The organism is Microbacterium sp. F01, from assembly GCF_056156365.1.
The window spans coordinates 4,234,568-4,252,863 of sequence record NZ_CM149592.1 but is presented as its reverse complement, the minus strand read 5'-3'; the positions used below and the strand labels follow the sequence as shown (position 1 = coordinate 4,252,863).

Below are 18,296 nucleotides of genomic sequence, written 5' to 3'. Positions count from 1 at the left end.
GTCCCGCTCCCCGGTGCCTCGCATTCCGGCGAGAGAACACCTGGCGGCCGAGAGGTAGTGAACTTCCCTATTCCTCGGCCGCCAGGTGTTCTCTCGCGGATCCGGGTGGCGGGGAACGGACGGATGGTTCAGACGACGGGGGTGCCGTGCGTGTGGAAGGTCTCGATCGTCTTCATGCCCCAGGCCTGCCCCTTGCGGCGCTCGGCCTCGGTCCACTCCACGACGGGCTGGTCGGGGTCCAGCAGCAGGCGGGCGCCGGCGTTGGCGAACTCGATGCGGTTGCCGCCGGGCTCCCAGACGTAGAGGAAGAACGTCTGGTTGATCGCGTGCTTGTGGGGCCCTGACTCGATGTGGATGCCGTTCTCGAGGAAGATGTCGGCGGCCTTGAGGATGTCCTCCCGGGTGTCGGGCGCGAACGCGATGTGGTGCAGGCGATTGCCGTGCTTGGTCCAGTCGTCGGAGTACACCACGTCGTACGACTTCAGCGAGAAGTGGAACCACCACGCCGCGAACTTCCCGCTGTCGAGCCGGATGCGCTCGGACTCCCGCATGCCGAGCGCGTCGCGCAGGAATGCACCGTTGGCCTCGACGTCCTTCGCGAGGTAGTTGATGTGGTCGAGGCGGCGCGCGTTCACGCCCCGGCCGGGGAACCGCGAGGCCTGGTTCTTCAGGGCCGGGCGGTCGTCGTCACCTGCCTCGTACCGCTCGGCCTCGTAGAAGATCCCCATCGTGTGCCCGTCGGGGTCGGTGAACTCGTACGTCGGTCCGCAGCCCACGTCGCCGTCGGTCCACCCGCTGCCGAGCCCCGCCTGCTCGATCGCGGCGACGCGACGCTCCAGCGCCTGCGCCGACGAGGCCCGGAATGACGTGCGACCCACGCCCGCAGCATCCGATGCCGTGAGCTTGATCGTGTACAGCTGGTACTCGTCCCACGTGCGCAGGTAGACGGAGTCGCCCTCCTCGGCGACGACCCGCATCGCCAGCAGGTCCTCGAAGAACCAGCGGCTCTCCGCCGGGGTGGGCGTCAGCAGCTCGACGTGGGCGAGGTGGGCGACGTCGAACGACGTGTCTGCGGTCATGAGGCGTCCTCTCTGACGGTGTTCATCGGCGCGGCCTCGGAAAGACCGTGCCATCGAAGAGCTTGCGAGCCGTCCGCCGGGAGAATGAGGTCGCGCGCCAGGCGCCGGCGTCGTCCTGCGTGACGCGGACGCGCGACGGGAACGTGCCGCTCGGGTGCTCGACAGCGGTGTCCTCGTCGTCGAGCGGGCCGGCCATGGCGTGGCCGACAGCGTCGGGGATCCGGAGGGCGGCGGCGACGGATGCTGCCATCAGCACGCCGATCGCCGTGTGCACGCGCGTCGGGATGAAGGCGCGGGTCGAGATCGCGCCGCCCGCGCGCGGCGGCGCGAGCAGGATCACCTTCGGCACCGTCTGCGCCGTCACGTCGCCGAGCCCCATGAGCGGGCCGGCGGCGAGTCGGACGCGCTCGATGCGCGCGGCGAGGTCGGCATCGGCCTCGAGCGCCGCGGGCGACTCCGAGCCGTCGACACCGAGGTCGTCGGCGCGCAGGAGCACGACCGGCATGCCGTTGTCGATGAGGGTCGCGGCGACGCCGTCCAGCTCGTCGGCGGGGTGGCCGGTCGGGAGCAGCGCCTTGTCCGGGCCGCCGCCCACCTCCAGCTCGATGGCGGATGCCGTGCCGGGCACGCCGTCGATGGCGGCATCGCCGTCGTAGTCCGGGCGGCCGTCGGCCGTGGTGAAGACCGCGGTCGCGGTGTCCCCGGTGTTGAGGAGCCGGATGCGCACGGTCGTGCGCGCGCCCGTCGCCGCGACGAGGCCGCGTTCCACGGCGAACGGCCCGATGCCGGCGAGCAGGTTGCCGCACGTCTGCGCGTCGGCCACCGTCGCGGTGTCGACGCCGATCTGAAGGAACAGGTAGTCGACGTCCACGCCCTCGGCGGTCGACCGCGAAACCACCGCGACCTTGCTGGTGAGCGGGTGCGCGCCGCCGATGCCGTCGATCTGGCGGGGGTCGGGCGAGCCCATGATGCGCAGCAGCAGGTCGTCGCGCTCGGGCCCGTCCTCCGGGAGGTCCGAGGCGAGGAAGTACGCGCCCTTCGACGTGCCCCCGCGCATGAGCATGCAGCGGACGCCGTCGCGCACCGGATCAGGCGCGCTCATCGTCGCGCGCCTCGTACTCGGCCTGCGTGACGTACTCGATGCCGAGCTCGGCGAGGAGGGGGCGCAGGCCCTTGCGGTCGAGGCTCAGCTCAGCGCCGGATCCGTACGCTTCGCGGTCCGCGGTCTCCTTCGCGACGCGAGCATCGGCAGCCGAGAGCACATCCGCCGCGCGCTCGCGCGGCACGACGACCACGCCGTCGTCGTCGGCGATGACCACATCGCCCGGCCGCACCGTCGCACCGGCGACGACGATCGGCACGTTGACAGAGCCGGGTGTCGCCTTCACGGTGCCCTGTGCGTGTACAGCGCTCGCCCACACCGGGAAGCCCATCTCGCGCAGGTCTGCGGTGTCGCGGACGCCTGTCGTGGTGACGAGCCCCCGCACGCCGCGTGCCTTGAGCGCGGTGGCGAAGAGGTCGCCGAACGCGCCGTCGGTCGACGGTGAGGTCGTCGCGACCACGAGCAGGTCGCCTTCGCGGCACTGCTCGATCGCCGCGTGGATCATGAGGTTGTCTCCCGGCCAGCTCAGCACCGTGACGGCCGTTCCCGCCGTGCGGACACCGGTCTGGATGGGACGGATGCCGGGACCCACGAGTCCCGTTCGCCCCATCGCCTCGTGCACCGTCGCGACGCCGTGCGATCCGAGCGCGCGGGCGGTCGCAGCATCCGTCCGCGCGATGTCGGTCACGATGACGGGCTTCATCACGGACGCACCCCGCTCACGACAGCACCGCGGTGACCTGCGGGAAGTGCCGCATGTAGGCCTCGCCCATGGTCTCGTGGGGAAGGCCCAGGTTCGGGCCCGCGTTGCGCTTGAGCTGCACGCCGCGGCGGACCGCGAGGTCGGTGTAGTACGACCACATGTGCTTCTGGGCGGGCAGGCACTCCATCGCGGCGCGCTTGCGCCCGAACGCCTCGGTGATGTCGAGCAGCACGTTCGGGGTGAAGTCGCACTGCTCGGGCTGGTGCGGCTCGAAGAAGAACACCGGCGGGGCGCCGATGAAGTCGTCCTTCGTGGGGTAGCTGCCGTCGGAGTTCGCGACGCCGATCGCCTGCGCGAGCACACGGGCCTCGAGCGCCATCCGCGCCGCAGCAGGGTGGTCGCCGTTGTAGGGGTCGCGCAGCGTGTGCGTGAGCACGACCGTCGGCTGCACGCGCCGGTACAGGTCGACGAGGCGCGACACCGCTTCGCGCGACTCGACGAGCGGGTAGTCGCCGAGGTCGAGGAACTCGATCTCGGCTCCGAGAGCGGATGCTGCGGCCTCGGCCTCGTCGCGCCGGATGCGCTTGATCTCGTCCAGCGACTTGCCGTCCAGCCACTGGCTCGCCGACTCGCCCCGCTCGCCGTACGACAGGCAGGCGACCACCGCGCGTTCGCCTCGAAGGGCCGCGGCGGCGATCGCGCCGCCCGCCCGCCACACGAAGTCGCCGGCGTGGGCGCTGACGACGAGGAGCGTGTCGACGGCGGTGTCTGTCATGGGGCCAGCGAACCATACCTGTGGCGAAATGGTCAACAAATTGTCTACAATCGTGGCGACGAAATACCTCTGGACGTAGGTATCGCCGCGACGTAGCATCGCGGTCAGGTCACCCGGCAGCACCCACTGGACGAGGAAGTCGAGACAGGCATGGCGAGCAATCTGCAGGAACTCATGGACGAGCGGGGAAGCGTCGTCGAGATGCTCCGCAACTCGCCGCTGGGCACGTACATCTACCCGGTGGTGCCGGCGGAGTTCACGAACTGGCGGCGCGAGCAGAAGGCGTGGCGCGAGACGGCCGTGCTCTACGACCAGACCCACCACATGGTCAACTTCTTCATGACGGGACCGGATGCGCTGACGCTGCTCTCCGACACCGGTATCAACTCGTTCGCGAACTTCCCCGTGAACACGGCGAAGCAGTTCGTGCCGACCTCGTCGACGGGCGGGGTGATCGGCGACGGCATCCTCTTCCACCTCGCGGACGACGAGTACGTCTACGTCGGCCGTGCGCCGGGCGCGAACTGGCTGCAGTTCCACGCCGAGACCGGCGGCTACGACGTCGAGACCCGCTACGACGACCGGTCGCCGTCGCGCCCGTACGGCGAGGCGGTCACGCGCGAGTTCTACCGCTTCCAGATCCAGGGACCCAACGCCTGGCCCATCATCGAGAAGCTCGCCGGCCACGAGGTCGAGCAGGTGCGCTTCTTCCACATGGGCGAGCTCGAGATCGCGGGGCAGCAGGTGCGCACGCTCCGCCACGGCATGGCCGGTGCGCCGGGCCTCGAGATCTGGGGCCCGTACGCCGAGCACGGCCGCATCCGCGACGCCGTGCTCGAGGCGGGCCGCGAGTTCGGCCTCGAGCCGTGCGGCTCGCGGGCGTACTCGTCGAACACGCTCGAGTCGGGCTGGATCCCCTCGCCGCTGCCGGCGATCTACACCGGCGGCGACCTCGAGCGCCGCTACCGCGAGTGGCTGCCGGCGAACAGCTACGAGGCGATCAACGCGCTCGCGGGGTCGTTCGTCTCGGAGGACATCGAGGACTACTACCTCAACCCGTGGGACCTCGGCTACGGCTCGTTCGTGAAGTTCGACCACGACTTCATCGGGCGCGAGGCCCTCGAGCAGATCGACCCCGAGACGCAGCGCAAGAAGGTGACGCTCGCGTGGAACGACGAGGACCTCGCCAAGCTCCTCACGAGCGTGATCGACCGCGAGGGCCCCGGGTATCAGTTCTTCGATCTGCCGAACGCGAACTACGGCTCGTCGAACTACGACGCGGTGATCGACGCCGACGGCGACACGATCGGCCTCTCGCTGTTCACCGGCGTCACGGCGAATGAGAAGCGCGGCCTGTCGCTGGCGACCGTCGACCGCGATGTGCCGATCGGCGCCGAGGTGCGCGTGGTGTGGGGCGAGCCCGACGGCGGCTCGCGCAAGACCACCGTCGAGCCGCACGAGCAGCTGGCGGTGCGGGCCGTGGTGAGCCCGGTGCCCTACGCGGTGACGGCTCGCCAGGAGTACCACGGCGGCTGGCGCACCGCCGCGGCGGCGGTGTAGCCGACGTCGGTGCGGGACCGGTGCGGCGGCATCGGTCCGCTCAATGCGCTTCGCCATTGTGCGTGGCGGGGAATGCGGGTAGGTTGCCCCGTTCAGTCGTGGTCGCGCTCTGCCACGAGCCGCTCGAACCAGGCCAGGGTCGCGCGGGTCATGTCGGCGGGCTGGCCCGAGGCTTCGAGCGCGGCGAGGGCGGCGCGCACCTCGTGCTCGCGGCGCACCGCGTGCGTCGTCGAGCCGTCGACGAGGCGGTCGATCAGCGCCGCGCCGTCGGGTCCGAGCTCCTGCGCCATCTGCGCGCGGAGCCAGTCCTCGGCGCCCACGGCGCGCGAGGCGCCGAGCCCCTCCAGCACGAGGGCGGCGAGGCCCTTCATGAACACGCTCCGCAGCAGCCGCAGCCGGGCGGCTTCGCCCGCCTCGCCCTCGACGACCTCCACCGGCACCTCGAACGGCCCGACGCGAGCCGCGAACTCCTGGGCCCCGGATCCGCTCGCGAGCAGCGGCGTGCGGTGCCCGGCGCGCACCACCGGCGCCAGCACGGCGACGTCGGCCATCGCGAGCCCGCGGTCGGCGGCGAGCCGCGCGATGCGCTGTTTGAGCTCGGGCGCCCCGGTGTTGAGGTCGGCGTACACGGCACCCGCCGCGATGTGCGGCAGGGCTTCGCGGGCGACGGATGCTGCGGCATGGCCGGTCACGAGGCTCAGGGCGACATCGGCCCCGGCGAGGGCATCGACGAGGGAGGCGAACTGCGGCACATCGGGGTCGCCGAGGTCGTGTGCGGGATCGAAGCCGCGCACCTCAGCTCCGGCGTGCGCGAGGCCGCGCGCGTAGCGTCGGCCGGCTTCGCCGAGCCCCAGGACCGCGATCGTCGTCATGGCGCCAACCTAAGGCACCGGCGCGGGGCCGAGGGCGGGAAGCGCGCCCGAGACGCGCGGGTCGGCGTCGAGGCTCTCGAGGTACTCCAGCGACCGTCGTGAACCGCTCACGAGCGAGCGGATGCCGTGCGTGCGTTCGTCGACGTCGGGCCGGTACGCGACCGCGAGCTCGCGCGCGATGCCCGCTGCCGCGCGGCGCAGCAGTTCGGCGTACGCATGGGTCGAGGCGCCGTCGTTGGGCACAACGACGCCGATCGCGGCGTACACGGTACCTCCGGGCCCGGTCACGGGCACGGCGATGCCGCGAGACTCGGGGTGGATGGCGCCCTCGGTGACGGCGTACCCCTGCTCCCGCACGCGGCGCAGCTCCGCGCGCAGTTCGGCGCCGGTGCGGATCGTGCGTTCGTTGTAGGTCCGCAGGCCCGCGGCGATCACGTCGGCAACGAGTGACGCGTCGGCGTACGCCAGCAGCACCAACCCGCTCGACGACGCGTGCAGCGGGATGCGGCCCCCGATCAGCGTGGCGTTGACGACGGCATCGCGCGTCGACATCCGATCGATGAAGAGCACGTCCCGCCCGCTCAGCACGCCCAGCTGCGCGTGCTGCCGCACCCGTTCGTGCACCGCACCCAGCCACGGGCGCGCGATCTCGCGCAACCCGACCGCGCCCGGCGTGCGGCTGGCGAACTCCCACAGCCGCACGCCGAGACGGTACGTCCGGTCGGGCAGGCGCTCGAGCAGACCCTCGTGCTCGAGTTCGGCGATGAGGCGGTGCGCGGTCGACGGCGGGATGCCCGACGCGTCGGCGATCTCCGTCAGGGTGAGGAACGGGTGCCACGCATCGAAGCTCTCGAGCACGCGCAGGTGCCGGTGAAGCACCGACTCTCCGGCCGATCCTCGTGCCACGGCATCCTCCTCGACGACGCCGCCATGCTAACCCCGCTCGGGCGCCGCGGTTCCGATCAGCGGAATCCGGGCGCCGGAGCGGTCAGCGGCTCAGGCGTTCTGGCGATACACCGTCCGGGCGTAGTCGTGGTACGGCGCGGGGGCGACGGTCGCGCGGATGCGCACCTGGCGGTGGTCCGCATCCACGCCGTCCTTGCGCGAGATCGGGTCCTCGCCCCACACCACCTCCACCTCTTCGCCCTCGCGGATGCCGGCGTCCAAGGTGGCGAGCGACATGTAGAGCTGGTCGTACGCCACGTAACCGGCATCCGTCGAGATGCCCACCCGCTCGCCGTCCTTCAGGATCTCGTCCATCTGGTACAGCCCGTAGCGCGCCTTGGGGAAGTCGAGGTACTTCGCGGGAGTGCCCGGCTCGAGCTGCGAGCGCACGACCGCGGCGACGTCGTCGGCGTTCCAGATCAGCGTGACCTTGCGGCGGCGCTGGTTCTCGGCGTGCTTCTCGAGCGCCTCGCGGCCGTGGAAGTCGTGGTCGAAGCGCACCGAGCGGCCGAGGCCGATGTCGAACGGCGTCATGTAGAAGTCGTGGATGTCGGTCGAGTACAACGAGCCGCCCACCGAGCCGATGCGCGCCGCCGGCAGCCATTCGCGGTACTCGGCGAAGTCGTCGTCGAACACGGCCGGGAATGGCGTCGGGACCCACCCCGACTCGAGCGGCGACGAGGAGTACGCCTTCGCGCCGACGCGGCGGATCCCGTGCTCCTCACCCGCCTCCATGAGCGCGTTCAGAACGACCTCGTGATCTTCCCACGGCCCGTAGAACTCGAAGCCCGGCTGCCCGGCCATGCCGTGGCGCAGCGCCTTGACCGGGCGCCCCGCGATCTCGACGTCGCCGATGTGGAAGAACTTGATCTCTGGCGCCGGCCCGCCGAACACCTTCTCCATCACGAGGTCGGCGTGCGGCCCTTGCAGTTCGTAGCGGTAGAACGTGGGCGGTCCCTGCCGCATGTGCGAGTTCGCCTCGAGGCGGTAGCGCACGTCCTTGCCGAGCGCCTCCGCCTTCTCGATGTTGAATCGCACCCAGTCGATGAGGATGTGGTGCCCGATGAGCACAAGCCCCTCGGGGCCTTCGGAGTTGTAGAACAGGATGCTGTCGCCGATGAGGTAGCCGTCCTTGTTCACCGAGATGAGCTGCTTCGCAACGCCCGGCCGGAACGTCGCGAACGTGTTCGGCGAGATCGAGCTCAGCAGGGGAATGAGGTCGGCGCCGTCGAGGAACAGCTGCGTCATGTGGTGCGACTGGTCCATGAGCGCCACCGAGGTGTTCCACGCCCGCTGCTCGTCGCGCCAGTTCGTGAACTCCGGCGCCACCGGGAACGTGAACGCCGGCCAGTTCTGGTTGCGCAGCAGCTCCACGGGGCTGCCGGCGCGCTCGATCGCCTCGGCGAGCGATTCGGGCTTGGTGTCCGTGATCGTGGTCATCGTCGACCCTCCTTCGTCGGTTGGGGAAGCTGCGGTCAGCGTAAGAGCGCTCCGGCCGGCTTCGACAGGGTCGTTCCGTTGAACGGAAACGGATGCCGCGCCCCCGCGCGCGCCGCGCCAGCATCGTGTCGAAGGTCACGGTCGCGGAACTTCACACCAAAATCGTTGACAATCTGGCCGCGAATCCGTAGTTTCCCAAGCACGGGAGGGACTCGACTCCCGGATCGACCACGACCACGCGATGACGCGAAAGGTGGGGCCATGGGCGCTCGGCTCGCAGTCCGCGACGTGAGCCTGCACTTCGGCGGCGTCAAGGTGCTCGAGGACGTGACCTTCACTGTCGAGCCCGGCCAGATCTTCGGCCTCGTCGGCCCCAACGGCGCCGGCAAGACGTCGCTGTTCAACTGCGTGAGCGGCCACTACCGCCCGAGCGCCGGCTCGATCACGATCGACGACGACGAGGTGCTCGGCTCGCCGCCGGCGACCCTCGCACGGCACGGCCTGGCGCGCACGTTCCAGCACCCCGCGCTGCAGCTGCGCGAGACCGTGCTCGAGAACGTGCTGCTCGGCGCGCACAGCCGCCTTCCGGGTGGGCCGGCGGAGTGGTCGCTGCGACTGCCCCGAACGACCCGCTGCGAGAAGGCGCTCCGGCACGAGGCGCTGGACCTTCTCGAAGGCCACGGTCTCGGCTGGGCCGCCCGCACGCGGGCCGACGAGCTGTCGCACGGGCTGCACAAGGGTGTCGAGCTCTGCCGTGCCCTGCTCATGAAGCCGCGGCTGCTGCTGCTCGACGAGCCGGCCGCGGGGCTCCCGCACTCCGAGGTCGAGCAGCTCATCGAGACCGTGCGGCGCGTGCGCGACGACGACATCACCGTCGTCATCGTCGAGCACAACATGGGACTCATCTCCGCGCTCACCGATCGCGTCGTCGTGCTCGACCACGGCCGCAAGCTCATGGAGGGCTCGGCCGCCGAGGCGCAGTCCGACCCGCGCGTCGTCGAGGCGTACCTCGGAAAGGACGCGGTCGATGACGCTGCTTGAGCTCGCCGACGTCCGCGCGTTCTACGGGCGCGTGCAGGTGCTCGAGGGCGTCTCGCTCACGGTGCCCGACGGCGGTGCGGTCGGCATCCTCGGTGCGAACGGCGCCGGCAAGACGACCACGCTGCGCGCGGTGTCGGGCACCGTCCGCTCGACCGGCACGATCCGCTTCGACGGCAAAGACCTCAAGGGTCTGCGCCCCGACCAGGTCGCCGCGCTCGGCATCGCGCACGTGCCGGAGGGCCGCGGGACGCTCTCCGACCTCACGGTGCGCGAGAACCTCCGGGTCGGCGCGTACCGCCGCAAGGACGCCAAGGCGATCCGCGCCGACGTCGATTACTGCCTCGAGCTCTTCCCGCAGCTCAAGGACCGCATCCGCTCGAACGGGTCGGCGCTGTCGGGCGGCGAGCAGCAGATGCTCGCCATCGCGCGGGCGATCATGGCCCGGCCCCGCCTGATGCTGCTGGACGAGGCATCCCTCGGTCTCGCCCCCGGCACCGCGAAGACCGTGTACCAGGCGATCGGTCGCCTGCGCGCCGAGTCGGGCATCGCGATGCTCGTCGTCGAGCAGAACGCCAACCTCGCCTTCACCCTCGTCGACAGCGCGACCGTGCTCGAGACGGGGCGCAATGTCCTGACCGGCTCGACCGCGGAGCTCAAGGGCATGGACGAGATCCGCCGCGCGTACCTGGGAGGCTGACGGTGGGCACGTTCATCCAGCTCGTGATCGACGGCCTGTCGACGGGGTCGATATACGCCGCGCTCGCCCTCGCGATCGTGCTGGTCAACCAGGCCACCGGCCTCATCAACTTCGCCCAGGGCGGTATGGCCGTGCTGTCGGCGTACATCGCGTGGGCCCTCAACGGGTTCGGCGTGCCGCTGGTGCTGGCGATCCTCGCCGCGATCGTGATCTCGTTCTTCCTCGGCGCACTCATCGAGCGCTACCTCCTTCGCCGGTTCGAGCGCGGCGACCCCGACACCGCGGTGGTGGTGACGATCGGCTTGCTGACGTTCATCACCGGACTCTGCGCCTGGATCTGGACGTACAACAACCGGCTCTTCCCTTCGCTGTTCCCGCTCGAGACGATCCGGATCGGGGGAGCGGTGATCAGCGTCCGCTCGCTTGGGACGATCATCGTGATCGTCGTGATCATGGGGCTGCTGCAGGCGCTGTTCCTCGGCACGAAGCTCGGACTGGCCCTGCGGGCGGTCGCGATCAACCCCGGCTCGGCGGCGTTCTCGGGCATCAACGTCGGACGCAACCTCATGGTCGGCTGGGGACTCGCCGCGGTGCTCGGCGCCGTCGCGGGCGTGCTGGTCGCGCCGCAGCTGACCCTCACCCCCGGGATGATGGACGGCGCCCTCGTCTACGCGCTGGCTGCCTGCATCCTCGGCGGTCTGTCGAGCCCGATCGGTGTCGTGATCGCGGCGTGGCTCATCGGCGTGCTCGAGAACCTCGCCGCCGTCTACGTCCCCTTCATCGGCCACGACCTCAAGATCGCCGTGCCGTTCATCCTCATCTTCGTCGTGCTCATCGTGCGGCCACAGGGCCTGTTCGGCCGGAAAGCGGTGGTGCGCGTCTGATGCCTTCGACCGCGGAGTTCTGGACACGCCCCTGGGTGAAGTGGGCGGGGGTCGCCCTCGTCGTCGTGCTGCTCGTCGTGGGGCCGCTGATCCTGCCCGAGTTCGCCAACCAGACGATCGCGCGCATCGGCGTCTTCGCCGTCGCGGTGCTCGGTCTCAACGTCGTGATGGGCTACACCGGTCAGGTGTCGCTCGGCCAGATCTTCTTCGTCGGCGTCGGCGCGTACGTCACGGCGTACGGCGTCAACCAGGACTGGAACATCGTCCTCGTGTTCGTGCTCGCGTGCATCGTGCCGGCGGTGTTCGGGCTGCTCGTCGCGCTCGCCGCAGCGCGCCTCGGCGGCCTCGCGATCGCCATGGTGACGATCGCGCTCCCGCTCGTGGGCCTGCCGCTCGCCAAGCGGCTGTCGGAGTTCACCGGCGGATCGCAGGGCACCTCCGCGCGCTTCTCGAGCGCGCCGGAGTGGACGGGCCTCTACGACGACCAGTGGCAGCTGTACATCGTGATCCTCATCGGCGCCATCACGTTCCTGCTGACGCGCAACCTCGTGCGGGGCAAGTACGGCCGCGCCTTCGCCATCGTGAAGGGCAACGAGGCGGTCGCAGCATCCATGGGCGTCTCGCCTTACCGCTACAAGGTGCTGGCCTTCACGATCGCCTCGCTCATCGGCGGCGTGAGCGGCTTCCTCTACATGGTCGTGATCCAGTACACCTCGCCCGAGACGCTGCACTTCGGCCACTCGATCGAGCTGCTCGCCTCGATGGTCATCGGAGGCGCCGGCAGCATCATCGGCTCGCTCCTCGGCGGCGCCTGGTACGTGCTGCTGCCGCAGATCACCAACCTCATCGATCCCAACATCACGGCGATGCTCCAGGGCGCGATCCTCCTCGTCGTGCTGTTCATCCTCCCGGGCGGCTTGGTGTCGCTGCCACGGCTGTGGCGTCGACGACGCCGCGATGCGGGCGCCGGGCGCGGACCGGCCGGCGGAGCAATGCAGGCGGATGCCGCAGCATCCGTCACCGGATCCTCGACCGTCGGCGACGCCTTGGGATCCCCTTCGACGCAATCACCCCCACCCCCTACGACGCAGTCGTAAACCACACAGAGAGGCAGGACCCATGAGCACGAATCGCAGAAGGATGCGCGTCGCCTCGGTCGTCGCGGGAATCGGCATCGTCGCCGTGCTCGCTGCCGGCTGCGCGCGCGGCGGCGGCTCGCCGGACAGCACGGAGGAAGGCGGCGCTGCCGCGAGCCCGGGCATCACCGACGACTCCCTCACGCTCGGCATCACCACTCCGCTGTCGGGACCCACGGCCGGCCCCGGCACCTGCACGGTCGCCGGTATCACGGCCTACTTCGGCGCCAAGAACGCCGACGGCGGCGTCGAGTTCGGCGACGGGAAGACCCGCACCGTCGAGATCGAGGCGCTCGACGACGAGTACGACCCGCAGAAGGCCAAGGCCAACTACGACCAGCTCAAGAGCAGCGTGTTCGCGATGACCGCCGGTCTCGGCACGCCCACCAACCGGGCGTGGCTCGACGCGGCGATCGCCGACGAGGTGCCGCAGGTGCTGATCATGACGGGCGACCCGATCTTCAGCAACCAGGAGGAGAGCCCGTGGCAGCTCGGCTTCGTGCCGATCTACCAGAACGAGGGCGAGGCCTTCGGAGAGCTGCTGGCGAGCTCGAGCGAGGACCACACTGTCGCGATCCTGTCGCAGAACGACGACTACGGAGAGGGCTACGTCGAGGGCTTCAAGTCGGCCATCGAGGGCGCCGACAACATCGAGGTCGTCAAGGAGCTCACCTACGAGGCCACCGACACCTCGGTCGACGCGCAGCTGACCGAGCTCGCCGGTTCGGGCGCGGACGTGTTCTTCAACGCGATGTCGATCACGCCGCTCGTGATCTCGTCACTGCAGAAGACGCAGGAGCTGGGCTGGCTGCCCTCGTGGTTCCTGCCGTCCAACACGTCGAGCCCGAGCGCGATCCTCGAGCCCGGTGGCGCAGCCGCGTTCCCCGGCGTATACACCGTCGCGTTCGCGCAGTCTGCGGCCGCACCGACCTTCGCCGAGAGCGAGGAGGGCGCCGCCTTCCTCGAGCAGCTGAAGGAGTACGCGAACTACCCCGACGTCCCCGCGTTCCCGCACTGCGTCTGGTCGTACCAGATCGGCGCGACGCTGGAGGAGGTGTTCGGCAACATGACCGAGCCGACGCGCGAGAACTTCATGGAGGCGCTGCGCGACGTCTCGGGCTTCACCGCACCGCTCATGCTCGAGGGCTCCACCGTCGACACCACCGTCGACGGCCAGCCCGCGGTCTCGACCGTGCAGGTGCAGAAGTACAACGGCAAGGGCTACGCCCCGGCCGAGTCATGGGACGAATGATCTGAGCCGTGGCGAGGGGGCGGGCGGAGGCATCCGTCCGCCCCTTCGCCCTGCTCGCTCCTGCGCTTCGGGGATTCGGACACGGATGCCGCGGCCCGAGCGCCGTCTACTCCATGCCGTGGAGCACCTCGACGATGCCCGAGAGATGGGCGCGCGTCGCGGCTTCGGCGGCGTCGGGGTCCTTCGCGAGGATCGCGTCGATGATGGCGATGTGCTCGGGCGCCGACGTCGCGGCGCGGCCCGGGTGGAACGCGAGCCGGAACTGGTGGCGGGCGGACTGCGCGCGCAGGCGCTCGAGCAGCTGCGTCGCGGTGCCGTGGCGGCTGAGGTCGCGGATGCGTCGGTCGAGCTCCTGGTTGAGGCGCGAGTACGCCATGAGGTCGCCCGACCCGATCGCGGCGTCGATGTCGGCGCGCAGCGCCCGGAGCTCGTCGGCATCGGTCGGCGTCAGGTTCTCGGCGGCCTTGCGGGCGCACAGAGTCTCGAGGCCGATGCGCACCTCGACGATCTCGATCGCCTCGTCGACCGTGATCGCGCGCACGCGCGCCCCACGGTTGGGGAGGCGCTCCACGAGCCCTTCGCCGGCGAGGTTGAGCAGAGCCGTCCGCACGGAGGCCCGCGACGCGCCGTAGCGCTCGCTGAGATCGGCCTCGATGAGGCGCTGATGCGGCGCGAACTGCGCGTCGAGGATCGCCTCGCGGATCACCTGCGTCAGGTCGGGACGCTCTGTGGTCTCGTCGTCGCTCAGCACTGCAGCATCCGTCATCTCGGCCAACCCCCTTCGGCGCCTTCGTCCGTGCACTGACACTATCTCGCGCGAGACCGATCATCGCGAAGAATCTCATACGAAATCCGCGCGAAAATCGTCGACAATCTTGATTCACACGCATGGGAGAGGCACGCTGGGAGAGGTGTCGATCCGCGCCGACCCGAGGCGGATCCACGTTGGACAACACGGAGAGGTGGGCGTTCCATGGGCGAGACGGCGATGGGGACTTCGGTCCGGACGGGCCTGTTCATCGGGGGTGAGGAGCGGTTCACCGACGACGTGCTGACGATCGCCGATCCCGGCAAGCCGGGAGCTGTCGTCGGTGAGGCGGCGGCCGCGACGGAATCGGATGTGAAGGATGCCGTCGCCGCGGCGAAGAAGGCCTTTCCGGCGTGGGCGGCGCTCACCCCGCAGGAGCGCGCGGCCGCGATGGCCGACGCCATCGCCGGGATCGCCGACGACCGCGACGAGGACGCCGCGATCCTGTCGCAGGAGAACGGCAAGATCCGCATGGAGGGGTGGATCGACGCGCTCGTGTTCGAGATCCGCTGGAACCTCGCGCTGATGCTCGCCGACGAGGTCGACGCGTCCAAGACGCTGCCCCCGATCCCCGGCGCGATCCCGGTGTCGACCGACGTGGCGTACCAGCCGCTCGGCGTCGTCACCGTGATCGTGCCGTTCAACTGGCCGATCGCGATTCTCGGTGCATCACTGCCGCACGCCCTGCTGGCAGGCAACACCGCGATCGTGAAGCCCCCGCCCTCCGCGCCGCTGGCGACCACTCGCGTCGTGCAGCGCGTGGCGGAGAAGCTGCCGCCCGGCGTGCTGAACGTCGTGACGGGCCGCGACCAGGACATGGCCGGACTCATCCAGAACCCCGACATCGCGAAGGTCTGCTTCACCGGATCGGTCAACGGCGGCAAGCGGATCATGGAGATGGCGTCGAAGACGCTCACGCGGGTGACGCTGGAGCTCGGCGGCAACGACGCGGCGGTGTTCCTCGACGACGCTATCCTCGACGACGCGCACCTCGACCGCCTCTACGCCGCGATCTACGACACCACCGGCCAGATCTGCATGAACGCCAAGCGCATCTTCGTGCACCGGTCTCGTGCCGACGAGCTCGTCGCGGGGCTGTCCGCCCGGCTCGAGGCGGCGAAGCTCGGCTACGGCCTCGACGAGGGCACGACGATGGGGCCGCTGCACCAGCCGGCGCAGAAGGCGTTCGTCGACGAGATCATCCAGGAGGCGAAGGATGCCGGCGCCGACGTCCGCGAGTTCGGCGACCTGCCCGGCGGCGACCTGGCGGGCGGCAACTTCGTGCGCCCCGCGATCGTCGTCGACCCGTCGCTCGACCTGCGCGTGGTGACGCAGGAGCAGTTCGGCCCGGTGATCCCGGTGATCCCGTTCGACGACGAGGCCGAGGCCGTCCGCCTCGCCAACGACACGTGGGGCGGCCTGTGCGGCTCGGTGTGGACGGCCTCGCCGGAGGCGGCGCAGCGCGTCGGCTCGCAGCTGGAGTGCGGCTACGTGTGGGTCAACGACCACGGCGCGACCCGCCTCGACCTGCGGGCGCCGTTCGGCGGCATGAAGCAGTCGGGCTTCGGCCGTGAGCAGGGGATCGAGGGCGTCCGCGCCTTCCAGGACACGCGCTCCATCGCGACGCTCGACCCGGAGGTGCTGGCCTCGATGGCCCACTGACCCTCGTCCGACCCACAAAGGCGGGTCCGCTCCGGCGGGGCCTGCCCCTTCCGCGAGAGTACAACTGGCGGACGAGAGGGTGGTTGGTTCCCTACCTTTCGGCGACCAGCTGTACTCTCGCGAAGAGTGAGGTGCGGGCGAGGCGGACCCAGGCTCTGGGTCAGGGCTCGAGGCGGTCGACGAGCGCCAGGCCGCGGCGGGCCCAGGAGATCTCGCCCTGGGCGCGCTCCACGAGACCCTCGTACGCGAAGCGCTTGTAGGCGATGGTGCGCTCGCGGTCGGCGTCGGCCGTCACCTGGAGGCGCCGGACCAGCATGGGGTTGGCGACGGCGTCGATGCGCTCCAGCTCACCCTCCCACTGCGCCAGTTCGCCCTCCCACTGGGCGATGTGCCGCTCGAGGAACGTGCGCGCGTCCGCGGGGGTTGCGGCCTCGAGGTAGGCCGCGCGCAGGTGCGCGGGGTCGCGCACGCGCTGGTAGTCGAGGGGAGAGCTCATCCATGCGAGGAACGCCTGCTCGCCGGCATCCGTCACGTGGTACATCCGCCGCGTGCCGCGCTCGCCGCGCGTCTGCTCCTCGCCCTCGATGAGACCGAGCTCTTCCATCTTGCGCAGCTCGGGATAGATCTGGGAGTCGGGCGCGTGCCACACGTGGCCGACCGACTGGTGGAACTGCTTCTGCAGGTCGTAGCCCGACAGCGGGCCCACCCGCAGGATCGCCAGCAGTGCGTAGCGCAGACTCATGCGTCTCCCTTCGTCCCCGAGCGTAGCGACCGGATTCGGATGCCTCGGCCAGGCGTCGCCCGGAATGCCCGAAGGGGGCCCGCCCGGCGTGGGCGGACCCCCTTCGGATCCGTTCGCTGCAACCGGACGGCTCAGGCCGGCTGGTACTGGGTGCGCCAGCCGCCGTGGTAGGTCTGGCGGGCGACCGTCGAGTACGGCACGGGGCTGACGACGGCGCGTACCTCGAGCTGGCGGTGCGGCTCGACGGAGGCCTTCGTGGTGCCGCCGTTCGGCTCGCCCCACACGACAGTCACCTCGGCGCCCTCGGGCACGTCGGGGTTGACCGTGGCGAGCGAGAGCGCGCGCTTCTCGTTGGCGCTGTACCCGGTGAACATCGAGAAGCCCACCACGTTGCCGTCGGCATCCGTCACCGAGTCGTAGTTCGCCGACCCGTAGTTGGCGAGCGGCAGGTCGAAGAACTTGTAGCTCTCGTTCTCGGTGTCCAGCAGCGACGCGAAGATCTTCGTGACGTCCTCGGCGTTCCACGCGAGCGTGACCTTGCGACGCTGCGTCTCGGGGTCGATCTGCTCGAGCGCGTCGCGGCCGATGAAGTCGTGGTCGAACTTCACGAACGAGCCGTAGCCGAGCTCCCACGGGGTCAGGTAGTAGTCCGAGATGTCGTCCGAGACGAACGAGCCTGCGAGCGTGCCGGTCGCCTCGTAGCTGTCGACGCCGAGCCACTCGCGGTAGCCGCGCTCGGCCTCGCCCGAGTAGATCGCGGGCAGCGGCGACGGGATCCAGCCCGACTCCAGCGTGTTCGACGGGTACGCCCGCGAACCGACCGGCACGAGCCCGAACTCGGCGCCCGCCTCGACGATGAGGTCGCGCACCCGGTGGTGGTCCTCGTAGGGCCCCCACACCTCGAGGCCGGGGGCGCCGGCCATGCCGTGACGCAGCGTCCGGACGTTCGCGCCGCCGATCTGCATCTCCGACATGCTGAAGAAGCGCAGCTGCTCGAGCGGCCCGCCGTTGAGCTTCTCGATGACGTTCCACGCCGCCGGACCCTGGATCTGGAACCGGTAGTAGCGGCGGCTCACCGCGTCGCCGTAGGGTCGCGAGGGCGAGCGGCGGTCGACGGTGATGTCGAGGTTCGAGTACCCGCCGGTCTCGCCGTGGTACAGCAGCCAGTTCGACGCCGGCGCGCGGCCGACGTAGACGAACTCGTCCTCGGCCTCGTGGAAGAGGATGCCGTCGCCGATGACGTGGCCCGACGCGGTCGTCGGCACGTACTGCTTGGCACGGTTCACCGGGAAGGTCGCGACGGAGTTGATCGCCGTGTCGGAGATCAGCTTGATCGCGTCCGAGCCCTTGAGGAACACATTGTCCATGTGGTGCGACTGGTCGTACAGCACGGCCGTGTCACGCCACGCCCGCTGCTCTTTGATCCAGTTCTGGAAGTCCGCGGGGACCACCGGGTAGATGTACGAGCCGATCTGCGAGTTGCGCAGCATCTCGACGGCGTTCTGCGCGTCGAGCAGCTCCTGCAGATTCTTCGCCATGGGGAACCTCTCTGTTCGTGGGTTGTGTTCTGTGATGACGGATGCTGCGGTCCGCAGCAT

Annotated in this window: 17 protein-coding genes; 7 read left to right on the top strand and 10 right to left on the bottom strand. The window is 70.0% G+C overall.

The window, feature by feature from the left end; translation table 11 throughout:
- Positions 1 to 128 precede the first annotated feature (128 nt).
- Genes ACVN90_RS19450 through ACVN90_RS19435 form a run of 4 tightly spaced genes read right to left on the bottom strand, consistent with a single transcriptional unit; the run spans position 129 to position 3,659 of the window.
- A complete protein-coding gene (locus tag ACVN90_RS19450; protein WP_475099847.1) occupies positions 129 to 1,079 on the bottom strand; it encodes a VOC family protein in 951 nt (316 codons plus the stop codon).
- A 22-nt stretch (positions 1,080 to 1,101) separates the two neighbouring features.
- Positions 1,102 to 2,181 carry a 4-oxalomesaconate tautomerase gene (locus ACVN90_RS19445; RefSeq protein WP_475099846.1) on the bottom strand — a complete coding sequence of 360 codons (1,080 nt, stop codon included), beginning with the start codon at positions 2,179 to 2,181 and terminating at the stop codon, positions 1,102 to 1,104.
- Entirely contained in the window at positions 2,168 to 2,884 is a 717-nt protein-coding gene (locus tag ACVN90_RS19440; RefSeq protein WP_475102157.1) for a 4-carboxy-4-hydroxy-2-oxoadipate aldolase/oxaloacetate decarboxylase, read from the bottom strand. Before ACVN90_RS19440 ends, ACVN90_RS19445 begins: the two co-directional genes overlap by 14 nt.
- A gap of 16 nt (positions 2,885 to 2,900) precedes the next feature.
- Entirely contained in the window at positions 2,901 to 3,659 is a 759-nt protein-coding gene (locus tag ACVN90_RS19435; protein WP_475099845.1) for a PIG-L deacetylase family protein, read from the bottom strand.
- 150 nt (positions 3,660 to 3,809) lie between these two features.
- Here ACVN90_RS19435 and ligM (ACVN90_RS19430) point away from each other — a divergent pair, with 150 nt between their 5' ends.
- On the top strand, positions 3,810 to 5,219 hold the full coding sequence (ligM, locus tag ACVN90_RS19430; RefSeq protein WP_475099844.1) for a vanillate/3-O-methylgallate O-demethylase: 1,410 nt from the start codon (positions 3,810 to 3,812) through the stop codon (positions 5,217 to 5,219).
- Between the two features lie 92 nt (positions 5,220 to 5,311).
- Here ligM (ACVN90_RS19430) and ACVN90_RS19425 read toward each other — a convergent pair whose 3' ends face one another.
- The 3 genes from ACVN90_RS19425 to ACVN90_RS19415 all read right to left on the bottom strand — a co-directional run bounded on the left by ACVN90_RS19425 (position 5,312) and on the right by ACVN90_RS19415 (position 8,476).
- Entirely contained in the window at positions 5,312 to 6,091 is a 780-nt protein-coding gene (locus tag ACVN90_RS19425; protein ID WP_475099843.1) for a DUF1932 domain-containing protein, read from the bottom strand.
- A gap of 9 nt (positions 6,092 to 6,100) precedes the next feature.
- Entirely contained in the window at positions 6,101 to 6,997 is an 897-nt protein-coding gene (locus ACVN90_RS19420; RefSeq protein WP_475099842.1) for an IclR family transcriptional regulator, read from the bottom strand.
- Between the two features lie 90 nt (positions 6,998 to 7,087).
- Positions 7,088 to 8,476 carry an aminomethyl transferase family protein gene (locus ACVN90_RS19415; RefSeq protein WP_475099841.1) on the bottom strand — a complete coding sequence of 463 codons (1,389 nt, stop codon included), beginning with the start codon at positions 8,474 to 8,476 and terminating at the stop codon, positions 7,088 to 7,090.
- 261 nt (positions 8,477 to 8,737) lie between these two features.
- Between ACVN90_RS19415 and ACVN90_RS19410 the strand changes: the two genes are divergently transcribed.
- From ACVN90_RS19410 to ACVN90_RS19390, 5 genes are read left to right on the top strand one after another with little or no spacing between them, the layout of a single operon-like run.
- Positions 8,738 to 9,517: an ABC transporter ATP-binding protein gene (locus ACVN90_RS19410; RefSeq protein ID WP_475099840.1), complete on the top strand. Its 780-nt coding sequence runs from the start codon at positions 8,738 to 8,740 to the stop codon at positions 9,515 to 9,517.
- Positions 9,504 to 10,214 carry an ABC transporter ATP-binding protein gene (locus tag ACVN90_RS19405; protein WP_475099839.1) on the top strand — a complete coding sequence of 237 codons (711 nt, stop codon included), beginning with the start codon at positions 9,504 to 9,506 and terminating at the stop codon, positions 10,212 to 10,214. The genes ACVN90_RS19410 and ACVN90_RS19405 overlap by 14 nt, the downstream gene beginning before the upstream one ends.
- A 2-nt stretch (positions 10,215 to 10,216) precedes the next feature.
- The gene (locus ACVN90_RS19400) at positions 10,217 to 11,098 is read left to right on the top strand and encodes a branched-chain amino acid ABC transporter permease (protein WP_475099838.1); all 882 of its coding nucleotides are present in this window, start codon (positions 10,217 to 10,219) and stop codon (positions 11,096 to 11,098) included.
- Positions 11,098 to 12,195: a branched-chain amino acid ABC transporter permease gene (locus ACVN90_RS19395; RefSeq protein WP_475099837.1), complete on the top strand. Its 1,098-nt coding sequence runs from the start codon at positions 11,098 to 11,100 to the stop codon at positions 12,193 to 12,195. Before ACVN90_RS19400 ends, ACVN90_RS19395 begins: the two co-directional genes overlap by 1 nt.
- Before the next feature lie 22 nt (positions 12,196 to 12,217).
- Positions 12,218 to 13,486 carry an ABC transporter substrate-binding protein gene (locus tag ACVN90_RS19390; protein ID WP_475099836.1) on the top strand — a complete coding sequence of 423 codons (1,269 nt, stop codon included), beginning with the start codon at positions 12,218 to 12,220 and terminating at the stop codon, positions 13,484 to 13,486.
- 106 nt (positions 13,487 to 13,592) lie between these two features.
- On the opposite strand, the gene ACVN90_RS19385 is transcribed toward ACVN90_RS19390, so the two are convergent.
- On the bottom strand, positions 13,593 to 14,252 hold the full coding sequence (locus ACVN90_RS19385; protein WP_475099835.1) for a GntR family transcriptional regulator: 660 nt from the start codon (positions 14,250 to 14,252) through the stop codon (positions 13,593 to 13,595).
- 222 nt (positions 14,253 to 14,474) lie between these two features.
- Between ACVN90_RS19385 and ACVN90_RS19380 the strand changes: the two genes are divergently transcribed.
- The gene (locus ACVN90_RS19380) at positions 14,475 to 15,956 is read left to right on the top strand and encodes an aldehyde dehydrogenase family protein (RefSeq protein WP_475099834.1); all 1,482 of its coding nucleotides are present in this window, start codon (positions 14,475 to 14,477) and stop codon (positions 15,954 to 15,956) included.
- 160 nt (positions 15,957 to 16,116) lie between these two features.
- On the opposite strand, the gene ACVN90_RS19375 is transcribed toward ACVN90_RS19380, so the two are convergent.
- Together ACVN90_RS19375 and ligM (ACVN90_RS19370) are read right to left on the bottom strand one after the other, a co-directional pair.
- Positions 16,117 to 16,698 carry a PadR family transcriptional regulator gene (locus ACVN90_RS19375; RefSeq protein WP_475099833.1) on the bottom strand — a complete coding sequence of 194 codons (582 nt, stop codon included), beginning with the start codon at positions 16,696 to 16,698 and terminating at the stop codon, positions 16,117 to 16,119.
- Positions 16,699 to 16,829: 131 nt separating this feature from the next.
- Positions 16,830 to 18,236 (bottom strand): vanillate/3-O-methylgallate O-demethylase, encoded by a 1,407-nt coding sequence (gene ligM, locus ACVN90_RS19370; RefSeq protein WP_475099832.1) that lies wholly within the window; start codon positions 18,234 to 18,236, stop codon positions 16,830 to 16,832.
- Between the last annotated feature and the right edge of the window lie 60 nt (positions 18,237 to 18,296).

Bases quoted from the DNA above. Each gene is read 5' to 3' on its own strand.
- ACVN90_RS19390 (WP_475099836.1), top strand. From the start codon at position 12,218: ATGAGCACGAATCGCAGAAGGATGCGCGTCGCCTCGGTCGTCGCGGGA.
- ligM (WP_475099832.1), bottom strand. From the start codon at position 18,236: ATGGCGAAGAATCTGCAGGAGCTGCTCGACGCGCAGAACGCCGTCGAG.
- ligM (WP_475099844.1), top strand. From the start codon at position 3,810: ATGGCGAGCAATCTGCAGGAACTCATGGACGAGCGGGGAAGCGTCGTC.
- ACVN90_RS19440 (WP_475102157.1), bottom strand. From the start codon at position 2,884: ATGAAGCCCGTCATCGTGACCGACATCGCGCGGACGGATGCTGCGACC.
- ACVN90_RS19445 (WP_475099846.1), bottom strand. From the start codon at position 2,181: ATGAGCGCGCCTGATCCGGTGCGCGACGGCGTCCGCTGCATGCTCATG.
- ACVN90_RS19415 (WP_475099841.1), bottom strand. From the start codon at position 8,476: ATGACCACGATCACGGACACCAAGCCCGAATCGCTCGCCGAGGCGATC.
- ACVN90_RS19395 (WP_475099837.1), top strand. From the start codon at position 11,098: ATGCCTTCGACCGCGGAGTTCTGGACACGCCCCTGGGTGAAGTGGGCG.
- ACVN90_RS19410 (WP_475099840.1), top strand. From the start codon at position 8,738: ATGGGCGCTCGGCTCGCAGTCCGCGACGTGAGCCTGCACTTCGGCGGC.
- ACVN90_RS19405 (WP_475099839.1), top strand. From the start codon at position 9,504: ATGACGCTGCTTGAGCTCGCCGACGTCCGCGCGTTCTACGGGCGCGTG.
- ACVN90_RS19375 (WP_475099833.1), bottom strand. From the start codon at position 16,698: ATGAGTCTGCGCTACGCACTGCTGGCGATCCTGCGGGTGGGCCCGCTG.
- ACVN90_RS19385 (WP_475099835.1), bottom strand. From the start codon at position 14,252: ATGACGGATGCTGCAGTGCTGAGCGACGACGAGACCACAGAGCGTCCC.
- ACVN90_RS19380 (WP_475099834.1), top strand. From the start codon at position 14,475: ATGGGGACTTCGGTCCGGACGGGCCTGTTCATCGGGGGTGAGGAGCGG.
- ACVN90_RS19425 (WP_475099843.1), bottom strand. From the start codon at position 6,091: ATGACGACGATCGCGGTCCTGGGGCTCGGCGAAGCCGGCCGACGCTAC.
- ACVN90_RS19450 (WP_475099847.1), bottom strand. From the start codon at position 1,079: ATGACCGCAGACACGTCGTTCGACGTCGCCCACCTCGCCCACGTCGAG.
- ACVN90_RS19435 (WP_475099845.1), bottom strand. From the start codon at position 3,659: ATGACAGACACCGCCGTCGACACGCTCCTCGTCGTCAGCGCCCACGCC.